The sequence below is a fragment of the Amycolatopsis stemonae genome, from assembly GCF_054781455.1.
Genome location: NZ_BAAGUJ010000027.1, coordinates 19,278 through 35,146 on the forward strand (window position 1 = coordinate 19,278; position 15,869 = coordinate 35,146).

Annotated in this window: 13 protein-coding genes and 1 pseudogene; 3 read left to right on the top strand and 11 right to left on the bottom strand. The window is 70.2% G+C overall.

The window, feature by feature from the left end; all coding sequences use genetic code 11:
* Positions 1-909 precede the first annotated feature (909 nt).
* Together ACYVLJ_RS46370 and ACYVLJ_RS46375 are read left to right on the top strand one after the other, a co-directional pair.
* The gene (locus ACYVLJ_RS46370) at positions 910-4,251 is read left to right on the top strand and encodes an error-prone DNA polymerase (RefSeq protein ID WP_460443514.1); all 3,342 of its coding nucleotides are present in this window, start codon (positions 910-912) and stop codon (positions 4,249-4,251) included.
* Entirely contained in the window at positions 4,238-4,900 is a 663-nt protein-coding gene (locus tag ACYVLJ_RS46375; RefSeq protein WP_460443515.1) for a GNAT family N-acetyltransferase, read from the top strand. The genes ACYVLJ_RS46370 and ACYVLJ_RS46375 overlap by 14 nt, the downstream gene beginning before the upstream one ends.
* A 100-nt stretch (positions 4,901-5,000) precedes the next feature.
* On the opposite strand, the gene ACYVLJ_RS46380 is transcribed toward ACYVLJ_RS46375, so the two are convergent.
* The 4 genes from ACYVLJ_RS46380 to ACYVLJ_RS46395 are packed head-to-tail and all read right to left on the bottom strand — an operon-like array spanning position 5,001 to position 8,519.
* Positions 5,001-5,228, bottom strand: a complete 228-nt coding sequence (locus ACYVLJ_RS46380; RefSeq protein ID WP_460443516.1) for a hypothetical protein — start codon at positions 5,226-5,228, stop codon at positions 5,001-5,003.
* Positions 5,225-6,589, bottom strand: coding sequence for a coiled-coil domain-containing protein (locus tag ACYVLJ_RS46385; RefSeq protein ID WP_460443517.1), 1,365 nt, complete (start codon positions 6,587-6,589; stop codon positions 5,225-5,227). Before ACYVLJ_RS46385 ends, ACYVLJ_RS46380 begins: the two co-directional genes overlap by 4 nt.
* A gap of 21 nt (positions 6,590-6,610) precedes the next feature.
* Entirely contained in the window at positions 6,611-8,068 is a 1,458-nt protein-coding gene (locus tag ACYVLJ_RS46390) for a hypothetical protein (protein WP_460443518.1), read from the bottom strand.
* Between the two features lie 10 nt (positions 8,069-8,078).
* Positions 8,079-8,519: a hypothetical protein gene (locus tag ACYVLJ_RS46395; protein WP_460443519.1), complete on the bottom strand. Its 441-nt coding sequence runs from the start codon at positions 8,517-8,519 to the stop codon at positions 8,079-8,081.
* A gap of 361 nt (positions 8,520-8,880) precedes the next feature.
* Here ACYVLJ_RS46395 and ACYVLJ_RS46400 point away from each other — a divergent pair, with 361 nt between their 5' ends.
* Positions 8,881-9,261: a hypothetical protein gene (locus ACYVLJ_RS46400; protein WP_460443520.1), complete on the top strand. Its 381-nt coding sequence runs from the start codon at positions 8,881-8,883 to the stop codon at positions 9,259-9,261.
* Between the two features lie 547 nt (positions 9,262-9,808).
* On the opposite strand, the gene ACYVLJ_RS46405 is transcribed toward ACYVLJ_RS46400, so the two are convergent.
* From ACYVLJ_RS46405 to ACYVLJ_RS46435, 7 genes and pseudogenes are all read right to left on the bottom strand, one after another.
* Complete coding sequence (locus ACYVLJ_RS46405) at positions 9,809-11,875, bottom strand: ParB/RepB/Spo0J family partition protein (RefSeq protein WP_460443592.1); 2,067 nt, start codon at positions 11,873-11,875, stop codon at positions 9,809-9,811.
* Positions 11,876-11,950: 75 nt separating this feature from the next.
* A pseudogene (locus ACYVLJ_RS46410) lies at positions 11,951-12,211 on the bottom strand (DNA-directed RNA polymerase subunit alpha C-terminal domain-containing protein); the annotation flags it as partial.
* A gap of 203 nt (positions 12,212-12,414) precedes the next feature.
* Positions 12,415-12,960 (bottom strand): hypothetical protein, encoded by a 546-nt coding sequence (locus ACYVLJ_RS46415; RefSeq protein ID WP_460443521.1) that lies wholly within the window; start codon positions 12,958-12,960, stop codon positions 12,415-12,417.
* Positions 12,957-14,324 carry a hypothetical protein gene (locus ACYVLJ_RS46420; RefSeq protein WP_460443522.1) on the bottom strand — a complete coding sequence of 456 codons (1,368 nt, stop codon included), beginning with the start codon at positions 14,322-14,324 and terminating at the stop codon, positions 12,957-12,959. Before ACYVLJ_RS46420 ends, ACYVLJ_RS46415 begins: the two co-directional genes overlap by 4 nt.
* A 61-nt stretch (positions 14,325-14,385) precedes the next feature.
* On the bottom strand, positions 14,386-14,892 hold the full coding sequence (locus ACYVLJ_RS46425) for a hypothetical protein (RefSeq protein WP_460443523.1): 507 nt from the start codon (positions 14,890-14,892) through the stop codon (positions 14,386-14,388).
* Positions 14,889-15,191 (bottom strand): hypothetical protein, encoded by a 303-nt coding sequence (locus ACYVLJ_RS46430; protein ID WP_460443524.1) that lies wholly within the window; start codon positions 15,189-15,191, stop codon positions 14,889-14,891. Before ACYVLJ_RS46430 ends, ACYVLJ_RS46425 begins: the two co-directional genes overlap by 4 nt.
* A 115-nt stretch (positions 15,192-15,306) precedes the next feature.
* The gene (locus ACYVLJ_RS46435; RefSeq protein WP_460443525.1) at positions 15,307-15,597 is read right to left on the bottom strand and encodes a hypothetical protein; all 291 of its coding nucleotides are present in this window, start codon (positions 15,595-15,597) and stop codon (positions 15,307-15,309) included.
* Positions 15,598-15,869: the final 272 nt, after the last annotated feature.

Below are 15,869 nucleotides of genomic sequence, written 5' to 3' on the forward strand. Positions count from 1 at the left end.
CCGCGGCCGCGGGGAGCCGCAGACCGGCGCGTAGAGCCTCGAACAGCTCAGCCTGCTCGTCCGGGCCGAAGCCAGCCTCCGCGACCGACCGACGCCAGGACGTGGTGCCGGCCGCGTGTGCGATGGGCGCTAAAAAGCGAAAAACCTCGATTTTCCTTCATGTACTCACAAATTTTAAAACGGGCGAAACGGTCAAAATATCGCCTGTAAACATAGTCTGAACTGGCAAAACGTCTTTTTGCCATGATCAACGGCTTCGAGCGCGGCCGTGGCGAGCCTAGTTAGGCTGTTCGCATGGCTTCGGACCGGCTGCTGCAGCGGTCCTGGGCTGGCGGTCTTGGCGGCCGGATGGGCAGCCAAGGAGCGCGTCCCCTCCTGGGGCGCCTGCCAAAAAGGAGGCCCCTGTGGGCGTCCAAAAGAACGAGGACGGGTCGGCCCGCTGGGTCGGCCCCGTCCTCGATGTGCTGAAGGCGCTGGTGAAGTTGGTCGACCACCTGCTCCGGCGCTAACAGCGAACGCAAGATGAGTCCGCCCCCTGGTCGCCACCAGGGGGCGGCTCTGCGCTACACGCGATGATACGCGACGACAGCCTCTTAGAACTGGCAATCAGCCTAAGCGGCCCCGGCTATCGGTCCAATACGAAAGTCGTGTCGACGGCAATCGGCCTAACTTGTCACCCTTCGCGGGAGCTGCCGCCACCTTCCGGTCAGCAACGTCGCTCAACGGTGATGCAGGCTGTATCGGCGTCACTCCTCGCTGGGTGACGTAACCCATTCAGCTGTATGAGGTCGCGCTCGATTTGACCTTGCCGCTGGCAGTGGTCATCATGACGGAGCTGTTCGCACGAACGTTCGAACAGTGCAAGTTGGCCCGTCCTTCCCGCGGTGCCCTGGTACCACGGGGTGAAGTGTGTCCGTTTTCAACGGTGGCGCGGGACGAAGCTGGCGGGAGCTCGAGCGGATTGCGTCTGGCCGGGGTCCGGCGCTGCCGGGCGACGGCGGTGACTCGCCAGCGTGGACTCGCAAGCGCGAGGGCTATCGTCCGCCGGATGATGTGCCGACGCGGCGCAGCAGCGACGACGGCGTTGGCGAGCGCCGTCGGCCGTACGCCGAGCTGCACACCCACAGCTACTTCAGCTTCCTCGACGGCGTCTCCTCGCCCGAAACCCTGGTCGAGGAGGCCGCCCGGCTCGGGCTCGACGCGATCACGCTGACTGACCACGACGGCATGTACGGCGCCGTTCGCTTCGCGACCGCGGCGCGTGAGCTCGGGATCCGGGCGGGGTATGGCGCCGAGCTGAGCCTCGGGCTGTCCGCGTCGCAGGCCGGCGTGCCGGACCCGGAGGGCACTCACCTGCTGGTGCTGGCCCGAAGCAGCGAGGGCTACCGGCGGTTGTGCCGGGTCATCTCCCACGCCCAGCTCGCCGGTGAGGAGAAGGGCCGCCCGGTCTACGACGTCGCCGAGGTCGTCGACGAGCTGGCCGGGCACGTGCAGGTGCTGACCGGCTGCCGCAAGGGCGCCGTCCGCCAGGCCCTTGTCCAGCGCGGCCCGGCCGCGGCCGCCGACGAGCTGCAGGTGCTCGTCGACCGGTTCGGGCACCGCCACGTCGCGGTGGAGCTGATCGATCACCGTCAGCCGCTCGACAGCACCCACAACGACCACCTGGCCGCCATGGCGAAGCACCTGAAGCTGCCGACCGTGGCGTCGAACAACGTCCACTACGCGCGCCCCGAGGATTCCTGGCATGCCGACGCCGTCGCCGCGATCCGCGCGCGCCGGTCGGTCGAGGACCTCGAAGGCTGGCTGCCGGCGGCCGGGACGGCGTACCTACGGTCGGGCGCCGAGCAGCTGCGGGTGTTCGAGCGCCGGTACCCGGGCGCGGTCGCCCGCGCCGCGGTGCTCGGGGTCGAGTGCTCGTTCGACCTCGCGCTCGTCGCGCCGCGCCTGCCGCCGTTCCCCGTCCCGGCCGGGCACGCCGGCGAGGACGCGTACCTGCGGCACCTCGTGATGGAGGGCGCGGCCGCCCGGTACGGGACACCGGCGGAGGCGCCGGAAGCCTACGCCCAGCTCGAACACGAGCTGACCGTCATCCAGGAACTGGGGTTCCCGGGCTACTTCCTGGTGGTGTGGGACATCGTCCGCTTCTGCCGCGAGCGCGGCATCCTCGCGCAGGGTCGCGGTTCGGCGGCGAACTCAGCGGTCTGCTTCGCGCTGCGGATCTGCAACGCCGATCCGGTGAGGTGGGGCTTGCTGTTCGAGCGGTTTCTGGCGCCGGAGCGGGACGGGCCACCCGACATCGACGTCGACATCGAATCCGACCGGCGGGAGGAAGCGATCCAGTACGTCTACGAACGGCACGGGCGGCTGCACGCCGCCCAGGTCGCCAACGTCATCACCTACCGCGCCCGCTCGGCGGTCCGGGACGCGGCCAAGGCGCTCGGCCACAGCCCCGGCCAGCAGGACGCCTTCGCCAGGGCTGTCGACCGATGGCACCGCGTCGCCGACGCCGACACGCCGGGCGAGCGCGGGCACGGCGTCCCCGACGACGTCCGAGAACTGGCCGCGCGGCTGGAGGACACCCCGCGCCACCTCGGCGTGCACTCCGGCGGGATGGTCATCGCCCACACCCCGGTCTCGGAGATCGTGCCGGTCGAGTGGGCGACCATGAAGGACCGCAGCGTCCTGCAGTGGGACAAGGACGACTGCGCGACCATCGGCTTGGTCAAGTTCGACCTGCTCGGCCTCGGGATGCTCTCGGCGCTGCACTACACGATCGACCTCGTCGCCGAACACCACGGCCGTCGGGTCGACCTCGGGGAGCTGGACCTCGCGGACCCGGCGGTCTACGACATGCTGTGTGCCGCGGACGCGATCGGGGTGTTCCAGGTCGAGTCCCGCGCTCAGCTCGGCACGCTGCCGCGGCTGCGGCCGAGGAAGTTCTACGACCTGGTCGTCGAGGTCGCGCTGATCCGCCCCGGTCCGATACAGGGTGGATCAGTGCACCCCTACATCCGGCGTCGGCGCGGTGAGGAGACCTGGAGCCACGCCCACCCGTTGCTGGCCGACTCCCTGGACCGGACGCTCGGGGTGCCGCTGTTCCAGGAGCAAGTGATGCAGATGGCCCGCGACGTCGCCTCGTTCAGCGCGGCCGAGGCCGACCAGCTGCGCCGCGCGATGGGCGCCAAACGCTCGAACGCGAAGATGATGGCGTTGATGGACCGGTTCTTCGCCGGCTGCCAGGCCAACGGCATCGACCGCGAGCTGGCCACCCGGATCTTCGAGCAGATCCACGCCTTCTCCGGCTACGGCTTCCCCGAAGCGCACTCGATGTCCTTCGCGTTGCTGGTGTACGCGTCGGCGTGGTTCAAGCGGTACTACCCGGCGGCGTTCTGCGCCGGGCTGCTGCGCGCGCAGCCGATGGGCTTCTACTCCCCGCAGTCCCTGGTGGCCGACGCCCGCCGCCACGGCGTCCGCGTCCGCGAACCGGACATCAACGCCAGCCTTGTGCACGCTGGCCTCGAGCCCGAGCCGGACTCGACCGGCGGGGTGGCGGTCCGGCTCGGGCTGGCTGGGATCCGGCAGGTCGGCACCGACGTCGCCGAGGCGATCGTCGCCGAGCGGGACCGCGGCGGCCCGTACGGCAGCATCGGCGAGTTCGGTGAACGCGTCCAGCTCAAGCAGCCCGTGGCCGAGGCCCTGGCCACCTCCGGCGCGTTCGCCGGTCTCGGCCCGGACCGTCGGCAGGCCCTGTGGGCCGCCGGGGCGGCCGCCCGGACGCGGGCCGGGCATCTGCCCGGGATCGCGACCGGCGTGGACGCGCCCGCGCTGCCGGGCATGACCGCCCTCGAGGTCGCGGCCGCGGACGTGTGGGCCACCGGCATCACGCCCGGGGGCCACCCCGTGGAGTTCGTGCGCGAGCACCTCGACGGGCTCGGCGTCGTCCCGGCCGCCCGGGTCCTGGATGTCGTCGACCGCAGCCGGATCCGCGTCGGCGGCGCGGTCACCCACAAGCAGCGCCCGGCCACGGCCGGGGGAATCACGTTCCTGAACCTCGAAGACGAGACGGGCATGATCAACGTGATCGTGCATCCGGCGACCTGGACAAAATTCCGTCAGATCCTGGCCACCAGCTCGGCGCTGGTCATCCGGGGGCAGGCCCAGGTCACTCAGGGCACCGCGTCGGTCGTCGCTGACCAGGTCACCCCGCTGGACCTCCGTGCCCTCGCCAGCAAGAGCCGTGACTTCCGCTGACTCGGCCGGCCGCCGCGATGGCGCGGGGGCGGGTGCCGCGCGGGCCGGGCGCTACCTCGACGTCCCGCTGTGGCCTTGGGCGCGACCGGTGACCGGACCGCAGCATCTGCCTCGTCGCTGTCCCGCAGGGCACCGGCTGGGACCGGGGCAGCTGCAGGAGACCCCGAACCAGGACTACAACCTCCGCGAGCTCGTATGCCTGCACTGCGCGAACCGGCCCGACAGCGGCCGGTGGGCGCTGATCGACCCCTCGACCGACGCGCAGGTCACCGAAGACCAGGTCCAGCCCCGCAGCCTGCAGCTGGTCGTCGTCCCGCCCGCCGTCCGCGCCGGGATAGGGCTGATCCAGCTGCGGTGGGGCGCAACGATCTACGGCCAGGTGGAGTTGTCGCTGTGCCCAGTCGATCGGCGCGGTCTGCTGCTGGGCCTACACGTCGAGCCTCGGCACCGGCGCCGCGGCGTCGGCCGCGTACTCGCCAGGGCCGCCGCTGCTCGTGGAGCCGGGTTCAGTTGGAGTGCGAACCCGGCGGAAGAGCCGGACGTCGCGGCGTTCTGGGCCCGCGTCGGAGCACCACCAGCACCCGCAAACCCGTGCTCCCATCAGGAGGATTCCGGGCTGCGCATCGAGCCCCGCTGGCCGAAGTGGTGATGCAGCCTGGATCGCGCATGGGCGGCCTGCCTGATCCAGGCTGCATCACAGCAATTCGCAGATCTCCGCGTCCGGCGCATGTAGGGCGATGCCGCCTGCATCAGTCTGTCCGTCTTCCGGAGCCGGCAAGTGATCGTTCGAGCTTACGCACCCGCTGGGTGAGCAGGTCGATCGCTCGTTCGGCCTGCACGAGCCGGTCGAGTGGCAATTCAGCGGGGCTGAGGGCTGCAGGCGCATCGGATGAGGATTCTGGGGGGTTGATCACCAGTGCCGCCGCCGCTGAGGCGTCGTCGGAAGTGATCCGGTCGGATTCGTCGTTGTGCGTCATCGTGTCCTCCGGGTGCGACTCTGCTCGGACACCGGAGTCGAGGGAGCCGAGGCAGTCGATGGCGTGTTCGTTGCGGCCGCGGCGGCGCTTCCTGCGGGGTTGGCGACGCGTTCGGCGGCGGCCAGGGCTTCGGCGCCTTCAGCGTCGGCGATAACGAGCGCTTTGCTGGCCTGTGCGTGCGCGCTGGGCCCTGCTTCCAGCTGAGCTGGAGCGCTTGCCAGGCGCCGTAGGCGGTCGTCGGGGACGCCGGGCGTATCCAGTCGCTCGGCGAAGGCTGGGATGCGCCCGTCCCGGGGGCCTATGTCCTGGTCAGGTTCTGCCTGTGCGCCCGCGTCGCGTCCGGCCTGATCAGTCTCCGGTGCTTGTCCCGCGCCCGACGCCGTCGCGTCATCACTGATACCGGCTGCATCACCAGCCCTGTTCGAGTCCGGGCCGGGCCTTCGCTCCGAAGCGGCTTCCCGTTCGGTGCCGGGTGCCTCGGTCGCCGGCGCGGCAGCGGCCTGGTGCTCGTTGAAGTCGCGGACGGCGGCCCGGAGGGAACGCAGCTCGGCGTCGTACCGGGCGGTTGCGTCTTCCACTCGGAGTTCGGCCTTGCCGACGGCGGCGATCCCTCGACGGACTTCTTCGTCGGCGCGGTTGGCGATGTCCCGGAGCCTGCGTATTTCATAGTCTGGACGGTTCCGGTCGAGTGCTTCGTCGAAGTCGGCGTGCTTGAGCTGCGCATCTTCCCGCAGGTAATTCAGTCGGCGCTCGGCTTCGGCCAGGTCGGCGATCGCCGCGTTGATGTCGCGGGCAGCTCGTTCCGTGCGTCCCTTGAGCTGGTCGATCCGGTTGAGCCGACGTTCTTGCTCTCGGGCGGCCATCTCGGCGTTGCGTTGCCGGTCCCGCTCGGCCATTTCCGCCCTGCGCTCGGCATCCCGCGCGTCCGCCTTCGCGTCACGTGCTGCCATTTCCGCCTTGCGTTCGGCGTCTCGCGCCTCGGCTTTCTCGTCACGTAGCCGGTCCCGCTCGGCCATTTCTGCCCTGCGCTCGGCGTCACGTGCTGCCATTTCCGCCTTGCGTTCGGCGTCCCGCGCCGTGGCCTTCTCGTCACGTAGCCGGTCCCGCTCGGCCATTTCCGCCCTGCGCTCGGCATCCCGCTCGGCCATTTCCGCCTTGCGCGCGGCATCCCGCTCGGCCTGCCGCTGCAGCATCTCGGCGCGTTCCTGCTGGTGCCTGATGTCGCGCATCTCTTCGAGGTGGCGGCGTTCGATCATGTCGCGTCGGACGGCGGCGATCTGCGCGAGCGTCTGCACAACGGCGGCGCCCTCTCGCACGTGGCCGCCGGGGATGGTGTCAGGAACTTCTTCTCGGGTTGTCATGGTGGTGCCCCCTTTCGCGGATCAGCGGCGGCGGGGGACGTCCGGCGGCGTGCTCGGCGCGGTCGTCCTGGCGGCGCTGTAGTCGATTCCGGCGACGGGCCGGGAAGTGGCTGGTTGTTGGGCAACCGGCCGGTGGCTGGTGAGTGCTCGGCGGGCCTCGAGGACGCGTTCGCGGGCGGTGACCGCTGCGTGCGCGGCTGCTCGCCGCTCGGCAAGTTCGTGCCAGGCTTCGAGCTGGATGAGGACGGCGGCGACGGCGAGGACGATCCGGGCTGCGGTGTCGTCGTCGCGTTCGTCGTTGTGGCGGGCGTGCAGCAGGATGGCGGTACTGGTCCGGAGGTCGCGGGCCATTTCAGCGGCTGGCCCGCGGGTCAACGCCGGCATCGCGGGCATCTGGGCCGCAAGGCGGCTGGCTCGTTCAGCGGCTTCGGCGGCGGCGCGAAGTTCGCTGAGGTCGGTGTAGGCCGCGGCGGCGTGCAGGACGTCACGGACGGCGCGGCCGATCTCGGCGAGTTCGGGATCGGTGGGCTCGTCGGGCGCGGTGGCTGCGGCGTGTTCGAGCGCGTCGGCCGCAGCGGCGGCCGGCGCGGTGGCCCGCTCGGCGGGGGTCGTCCAGGCTGTTCGCAGTTCGCTCAGGCGCAGTTCCGGCGCGAGCTTGCCGAGGTTGTAGAGCACCGACTGCCCGGCGCTGTCGGACCGGACGCCGACGCGGTAGTCGATGACGGCGCCATCCGCGTCGTGCTGCTCGGCGACGGTGATCCCGGCCGCGCGCAGCCTGCTGACGAAGACCTCTTCGGAGCTTGCCTCCAGAGCGATGATGGTGCACCAGTGGCGCAGCTGCGCGGTATCCGGGAGCGCCTGCGGGTCACCTCCGAGCTTGTTCTGCTCGGCCTTCGCCCGGCTCGCTTCGGCCTGGTGGTACGGCCGTCGGCTGGTGCCGTCCGCGCGCCCGGTCGGCACCAGGTCGAACCGGGCTTCGTATTCGTGGCGCATGGCTTCCCAGGCGCGGGTGTAGTTGATGTAGCCTGCATCGCTTCCGTTCTCGCGGACGCGCGAGTACGTGATGTGGATGCTGTTGTCGTCATGCCTGGTGGCGATCCAGCGCACCGCGGCCGGGTCGTCGGGGCCGTTCCACAGCCCGGCGCGGCGCATCGTCGTCTCGGCGATCTCGCGCCATTGCGCGTCGCTGAGTACGGGGTCGTCCGGATGGTTGGCCACCACGATGTGCCCGGTCCGGTTCGTCGGCGAGCGCCCGGCGAAGCGGGCGGGGAGGTCGATCGTGCGCGCCATGGCGCGGATCGACTGCCCGCCGCCGGCGCGCGGTGCGGGAACGTGGATCTCCGGCAGGCCGTCCCAACTCGCGATCGTTCGCGGATCGATGTGGACGGTGCCGCCGCGCTCAGGTCCCTTGCCGGGCCCATACAGGTAGGCCAGCAGGCCGGGGGTGTGTGAGCCCCGCGGGGCCTCCTTCACGATCACCGCGGCCGCCCTACTCCGGCTCGATGAGGTCGAGTACCCGGGCGCTGAGTTCGTCGTACTGCACGATTCGCTGCAGCAGGTAAGCCCGCGCGCCGTCAACCGCTGCCTCGGTCGGCGGGTTGCCGCTGTTGGCTGCCGCCGCAAGCTGGTTCAACGACCCGGCGGCGTTGGCCAGCAGCCGCCGGAGCGTCGTGAGCTCCTCTACGATCTGGCGGATCGCCACGACCTCGTCGGCGGTGAATCCGCGGGCCTCTCCGTTCGCGTTGACCGGGCCGAACCGGCCGGTCGCGACGTCGAGTGCCGCGTTGGCGATGAACGTGGTGTTCGACTGCTGCCGCGCACTTGCGGCCGCCGCGATGACTGCGAGTTCGGACGCCGACCAGTTGATCGGCGCGGTCGTTCTGTCTCGCTTTTCACCGTCCAGGCGTCCCCTGCGGCGCTGGGTCGGCATCTCCCCTGGCTCCCTTTCCCCCGCTGCCCATTGTGCCACAACCGCCGCCGACGCGGAGGATTTTCACCGGTTTTCCATAGGAAAACCGTATCTTGCTCCTGAGCGGAGCGCTGACGGCGAGGGCGCGCGGCTGTGGCGGCACCCGGCCGCGACGTGCGCGCTCCGGCGGGCGGCGCTCGATGCGCCGGCCGCCGGAAGGCACCCGGCCGCCGACCGCACCCGGCTGGGACGCGGGCCTGCACGAGCAGCGGGCGACGCGCCCTGCGAGGATCCGGCGGGCGGCGCTCGATGCGCCGCCCGCCGGAAGCGCCCCGGCCGTGACGTGGGCGCGTACGACCGCCGCACGCGTACCGTGGTCCGCATGGGGAGCAACGTCATCACAGCAGCCGAGGAGCTGCAGGCGCTGCGGGCTGCCGAAAAGGTCCGGCTGATCGAGCCGCTGGCAAAGTCCTGGGAAACGACGCGGCGACTCCGCGAATTGTTGGCTTCGGCGACGGCGACCCGCTCGGTCGCACCTGAGTCGCTTGGTGAGGACCTCGACGCCGTCATCGAGGCGACCAAGAAAGCACTTGCGGCATCCACGCACGCGACGTCGGCAGACTGGAACGCAGCGAAGAGCGGCGGCTGGTCCGCAAAGGAGCTGCGCCAGGTCGGGCTCGCACCGGTTCGCGTGCCGTCTCCCGCGGATGGGACCGCGAGCGTTGAGGTGAGCGATCAGGCCAGCGCGGGCCATCCTGCTTAGTCCATGACCGCGTGCGGCCGGGCGGTGGCTCTGCGCCCTCACGCGGGCGCTGGGGCGACGCATCGCGCTGGCGGTGGTGACGATCGCCCAGCTGAGCCTGACCTTCGCAACAGCTGCTCGGGACGGGGGGTGATCACGGCGCCCACCTCGGCCACGAAAGCGGGTGCACGCTCCGGCCGCGGGGCGGCCGTGACCCGCACAGCCCGGCTGCGTAAGGCGTTATACGCGGGTCAGGCGAACTTGGTCTTCGGCCGCTCCTGCCGCACGTCGCGCCTGCCTACTGGCCGGGGCGATGCAGCCTGGATCGGTGATGTAGGCGGTTCGGGTGCGGCGCGCGCATGTTCGTGGCGGTAGCCCTCGTCATCGGCGGCGTGCGCTCGCCGCCTTGCGGCTCGGCTCGGCAGCGCCGTGTGTGAGGCGACGCGCCCCGGCGGCGGCCGCGGGCCGGCGCTCGATGCGCCGGGCTGCGGACATCCGGCCACGCGCCAAAACCCGGGGGCCGGGATCTTCCCGGCCCCCGGGAAATGGGGGGTAACTCGGCTATCTACTAGGCGTCGGCGTCGTCCGCGTCCGCGTCCTCGTCGTCGTCCGCGTCCTCGGCGTCCTCGGCGTCCGCGTCGTCGTCGTCGGCGTCGTCGGCGTCCTCGGCGTCCGCGTCCTCGTCGTCGGCGTCCTCGGCGTCCGCGTCGTCGGCGTCCTCGGCGTCCTCGTCGTCGGCGTCCTCGGCGTCCGCGTCCTCGGCGTCCGCGTCCTCGTCGTCGGCGTCGTCGGCGTCGTCGGCGTCCTCGGCATCCGCGTCGTCGGCGTCCTCGGCGTCCGCGTCCTCGTCGTCGGCGTCGTCGGCGTCCTCGGCATCGTCCGCGTCGTCCGCGTCCTCGGCGTCCGCGTCGTCGGCGTCGGCGTCGTCCGCGTCCTCGGCGTCCTCGTCGGCGTCGTCCGCGTCCTCGGCCTCGTCCGCGTCGTCGGGGTCCTCGCTGGACTCGTCCTCGGCGGCGGCGAGTTTCTGCCGGGCGAGTTCCAACTGCCCAGCTTCCCACTCGGTCGGGTTGTACCCGCCGCCCAGGCGATCCAGCATTTCGAAGTACTGCAGTTCGATGGCGCCCCAGTGGCCGGTGCGGGCTCGGAGGTGGAGTTCTCGTGCGGCGCACATCCGCACCCATGCGGCGTGCAAGTCGAGCTTGGGGTCGTCGTTGGCCTCCATCTGCTCGCGGAACTGGTCGCCTAGTGTCGGCTCCAGGTTGGCGTCGTGCCAGAGCTTTTCCGCGAGTCGCCCGGCGTCGCCGTTTCCGGCGAGCTGCGCCAACCCGTTGTGGTAGTCGCGGGCCATGAGCCACACCATGTCTTTCTGCGCCGGGTGCTTCTTCACCATGGCGGTCAGGGCGGGCATGCGGAGCGCTCGCGCTTCGCGCTTGGCTTTCTCCTCGGCCTTCATCGCCAGCTCGTACGCTGATGGCTCGGTCTTGGTCGGCTGGGTCTTGGTCGGCTGGGTCTTGGTCGGCTGGGTCCCGGTCGGCTGGGTCCCGGTCGGCTGGGTCCCGGTCGGCTCGGTCTTCTTCGGCTTCGGCTTGGCCGTGGTGTAGAAGACGAGATCTCCGCTGGTGCTGTCGACTTCGGCGACCAGCGTTCCGGCCCTGGTTGCCTTCGTGATGCCCGCCTCGTCGGTGAGGCGGTGGTTGTGCATCTCGGGGCCGAACATCTTGCGCGGGCTGATGATTTCGACGTTCAGCTTCTTTGCCGTGGTAACCGAGTCGATCACTCGCGCTACGTACTCGCACGCACGAGTGGCGTTCCATCCCGGTTGCTCGCCGCGTGTGTTGAGCGTCTTGAGCACGTGAGTCTGGGCGCTCCGCTGCTCGGGGGCGAGGCTCGATTCCTGCTTGCTGAACTTCTGGGCGGGGTCGGCGTACGGGAACTTTCCGGCGATCACGGCTGCTTCGGCCATGGGGAGCTTCTTCGGCTTCCCGGTCTCGTCGACGTACAGTTCGCTGGTGCCGTTGACCGCGTCCATGGCTTCCGGTGCCAGGTGCAGCAGGGCAAGCCGCCGTGAAATGGTCGGCTGGGTGTACCCGTTCAGGACGGCTGCGAGCCTGCGTTGCGAGACTCCCGCGTTGATCGACTTTGCGAGCATGCGGGCTTCCTGCAGCTCGGTGAACCCCTTGCGGCCCTTGTTCTCGTCGTTCAGGCGCCGGAGGTCGCCGTCATTCTCCATGACGCTGTCGTCAATTTCGGCCTTGAACGGGTTGCCGGTGTCCAGGGCGGCGGCGCGGCGGCGGTGGCCGTAGATAGCGACGTATTCCGCGTTGCGGGGCAGCTCGCCGGTGAGCTGGGGGCGCGCGCGCAGGAATGCGGCGACGGTGACGACTAGGCCCGCTGCGAAGTTGCCGCCGTGTTCGATCACGGAACTACGGAGCTCGTCCCATTCCGGGTCACCCGGTTCGGGTTCCGATCGTTCGGGGTCGTTGAACGGGTGCGGAGCCACGACGGCGGGATCCAGCAGTTCGACGTTCACCCCGTCCGGCTCCGACTCCTCGACGGGCGTGGGCTGATCCGGCTTGGTGTCGTCGCCGGTGGCCTGCTCGTCGGCGGTCTGCTCCTCGGCGGCGGCGTCCGTCAAGGTCAGGCCCAGGGGGGTGAGCTTCTGGTTGATCTCGTCGACCGACTTGGGGCCGATCCCGTCGATGTCGCGCAGGTCCGCTTCGGTGCGTGAAGTCAGGTCACCGACGGTGTTGATGGTGCCGCGCTTGAGGAAGTTGTACGTCCGGGCGGTGAAGTTCAGCTCTTCGATCGGCGTCGCGAGGATGGCGCCGGGCTGCTGCGGCGTGTCGCTGTCTTCGGTGAGTTCGATCGGTGCGGCGGAGCTGCCGGTTTCGGTGGTGGATTCACCGGCGATTTGGTCGGATTCCTGGGCGTTTTCCGTACTGAAGATGTCCAGGGTTTGAGTTGGGCTCATTGCGCGTTCCTTTGTGATTGTTGTGACTGACGATCAGCGAAATTCATTCGGGTCTAGCTGGCCTCTCACTGATATTTAAATCTTACCACTCTTACCACTCTTACCACTTTGCTTGATTTGTGATTCAGGTCACTCGGCGACCCGGCCGCCGGCCAGCCGCTGAGGCGGCGGCCGGCGGCCGGGTCGTGGTTATGCAGGCGGCATCACCAGTGATCGCGGCGGCATCCGTCGGTGTGGACGGGCACGATGACGTGCGGTCCGGCGTCCGGTTCGGCGTTGTTGAGCTGCCGGACGGCGGCGACGGCGCGACCGAAGTGGTGCGGTCCGGAAATCCAGGTGGCCTGTTGAATCCAGGTGATGTCTTGGACGCTCGAGGGGAGGCGGTATCGGGTGGGGATGGCTCGGACGATGGCGTGTCCGGCGGTGTCGTGCGGGCCGTGCTCGTGCTCGGGCTGGTAGAGCTGGGGGCGCGGCGGGTTCGGCGTGGCGGCGGCCGGAAGCGCGAGCGGGGCGGCCTCGCACGGGGCGCACGCGTAGTCGTAGCGGGTCGCGACCACGTGCCGGATGCCGGGCAGGGTGGCCGCGCATCCCTGGCACCGCCACCGTGTACCGGGGCGGGCGTAGAGCGGGTGGGCGGCGACGCTGTCGAGCGGCATCAGGTAGACCCTGCGGTGTCCGCATTCGAGGTCGAGTACGACGCTCACGCGGTGGCAGTGGTCGAGCCCGGCGGGCGGCTTCGGGGTGCTCACCGGTCCTCCGTGGGCTCGTCGGCGATCGCGGCGTATCGCTCGGCCTCGTCGGCGGCGGCGGCGCGCTCGGCGGTCGCGGTCTTGATCTGCTCGTCGAGCCCTGCGACGACGCGGGCGGCGGCGGCCTGGCTGCGTGGGGCTTCCCGGCGGGCGCGGGCGCGGTGCAGTTCGGCGAGGTCGTCACGGTCGAAGTAGTCGGCGAGGATCGCGCGGAGCACGGCGGCGGTCCGGTCGGCCGTCTTGTCCGGCGCTTCGTAGCTGGTGCGGCCGCCGTCGTCGGTGCGCCGGGGGCGCGCGGTCCGGCCGTCGAGGTTGTCGAGCCAGTCGGGGGTGATCCCGCCTAACGCTCCGTGTACCTCGATGCCGTTGACGGTCGGGAGGTAGGGGGCCTGCATGCCCATGTAATAGTCGCGTTCGGACCAGTCGCCGTACCGGATCGTGGCGGCCGTTGGGGTGGCGTGCTCGACGGCGTCGGTGCTGTGGACGGTGAACGAGCCGGACAGGCGGGTGCCGGTGACTTTGTAGACGACGGTGCCGCTGTCGGGGTGGGGGATCGCCCAGGCGACGGCGGGCCGGTACTTCCCGAGGTCGAGCCGGACGCGGCGGGCGCCGATCGGCTTGTCGGTGATCCAGTCTGCATCGGCGGCGGGGGTCCGCGTGCTGGGCCGCATGCGCGGGCGCTCCTTCGGCGGGCGGCTGAGCACCGACCCCAGGGCGCGGGCCATGCCGGTCACGGGGTCGGCGGCGGGCACGGCGACGGTGGGCGGCTCGGCGTCGTCGTTGATCTCGACGGTGTCGACGCCGTCGAACACGACGGTGTAGCCGAACCGGTCGAGCTGGTCGGCCAGAGCCTCACGGAGCACCGTTTCGGGGCTGTCGACTGTGGACGGCCGGAATCCGGGCATGGTGTCGTCCAGGCCTTCGGTCTGGGCGTAGTCGTAGTACGGGCGCATGCGGAACCGGCTTCGGGTCTGCTTGCCGTCGCCGTTGTCGGTGTCCTCGCCGTGGTCCTGGCCGTCGTGCTCGGCGGCGTCGCCGTCGACGGTCTCGGTTCCCTTGGGGACGGCGAGCCGGTACGGGCGCGCGTACTCCTCTTCGGTGACCCAGCGGCCGCGCTCGCCCCATCCCTTGGCGGTGTCCAGGTCGGTGAGGGTTGTCCCGCGTTCGCTGGCCTGCTTGATCACCAGCGCCTGATTCCGCAGGGAGAACCGCAGGACGCGCGGGCTGCGGACGGTGAGCAACTGCGTAACCAGGCGCTCGAGTTCGGCGGGGTCGGCGAGCACCTTGCTCGCCCCGTCCACGAGGGCGTTGTCGGCGGCGGCGAATGCCGCCTTTTCTTCGTCGGTGTAGGTGCGGCGGCCCATTTTGGGGTGCCTCCTTCCCCCGGGGTGGCCGGAGCCACCCCGGGACTTGAGAGCTGAGGGGTTACAGGGCGGCGGTCAGTCGGGGGACGTCGCCGGTGGCGAGGCTGCGGACGGCGCGGACGGCGCGGCGGTAGCGCTTCTCCGACTCGTCGTGCCCGTACTTGATCTTGATAAAGGCGAACGCGGTCAGGGTGGCGCGCGAGATCGCCCACACGCCGTGATCGGGGACGCGGTGCGGGATGCCGAGGTCTTCGGCGAGCTGGCGGCCCGCGTGGGCGGCGGTCTCGATCAAGAGCGTGGCCGGTTCGGTCATGCTCATGTCGTGGTCGCCGGGGTACTCCTGCGCGTAGGCGAGTGCCTGTCCGCCGTAGTTCGCGGCGAGTTCGTGGAAGGCTTCTCGCTGTGCGGCGTTCAGGAAGTTCGCGCCGGAGCGGGACACGTCGTTCTGGATGCGGGCGGCGGCCCGGTCCTGGTGCAGGGTGAGCGCGTTGAAAAACAGCAGGAGTTCGCGGACGTCGGGTCCGGTGTAGACGCTGGGCTCGGCGTGGGTGAGGCGGTGCCTGCTCATCGGCAGCCTGCCGGGCACGCGTGGTTGGGCATTCCGTCCACGAGGTCGTAAACGGCGCTGCATTCGGTGCGGCAGTTGGGGCAGACGAACGTCAGAACGCGCGGCGCGGAAGTCAGGTAGAGGATGTGGTCTTGCCGGAAGCGCACGTTCACGGGGAGGTCGAGCAAGGCGAACGCGCACAGGCCGTGCGCGGTGACCTTCGCGATGACCGCGTGCTCGGGGGAGCCGTCCGGCCGCATGCTGACCGTGTCGCCGGGCTGGACTACCTGTGCCGTTGCGGGCAGGGGTTTGCGGGGCATACTGGGTTCTCCTTCGTTGCGAGGGAATCCCGGCCGGGGCGGTGATCTGTGGAAGGTGAGCCGCCCCGGCCGGGGCGTGTTGGTCAACGGATGGGGCGGGGTGATCCCGGCTGCATCACCCGGCGTGCGTCTGGCCGAGGACCAGGCGGAGCGCGCAGGCGACTTCGGCGGCGGCGCGGTGGGTGGTCTGCCGGGTGAGTTCGACCGTCGCGAGGTTGCGCGGCGCGTGCGCGGCCGGGTAGTGGATCAGGTAGCCGTCTTCCTCGGCGTGGATGGTGACGCCGGTCTGCCGGTGTTCGAGGTACGGGGCCTGGTTCGTGTAGCGGGCGAAGGTGAACCCGGCGTGGTGGAGCAGGCTGCTCAAGACTTCGGTGTCGGCTTCGATCAGCTGCTGCGCGTCGGTCACTTTTGATTTCCTTTCCGGGGTTTCCCCCGTCTTTTTCCTTACCCTTAAATCTTACCACTCTTACCACTCTTACCACTTACTTTTTTTGCGTGAGCCGGGTCACAGCCCGCAGGGCGTGACGCGGCTCGCGCTCGGGGGTTTGGTGCTCTCTCCGCTGGGCCTGGTGTGGGGGCTACCCGGCGGGGGTGGTGGGGTGCAACGCGCTTTTGGTTGCGGCCCGCCGCCCCCGTCGGGTAGAACTTCGCCAGGTCCAGCGGAGAGAGCACCAAACC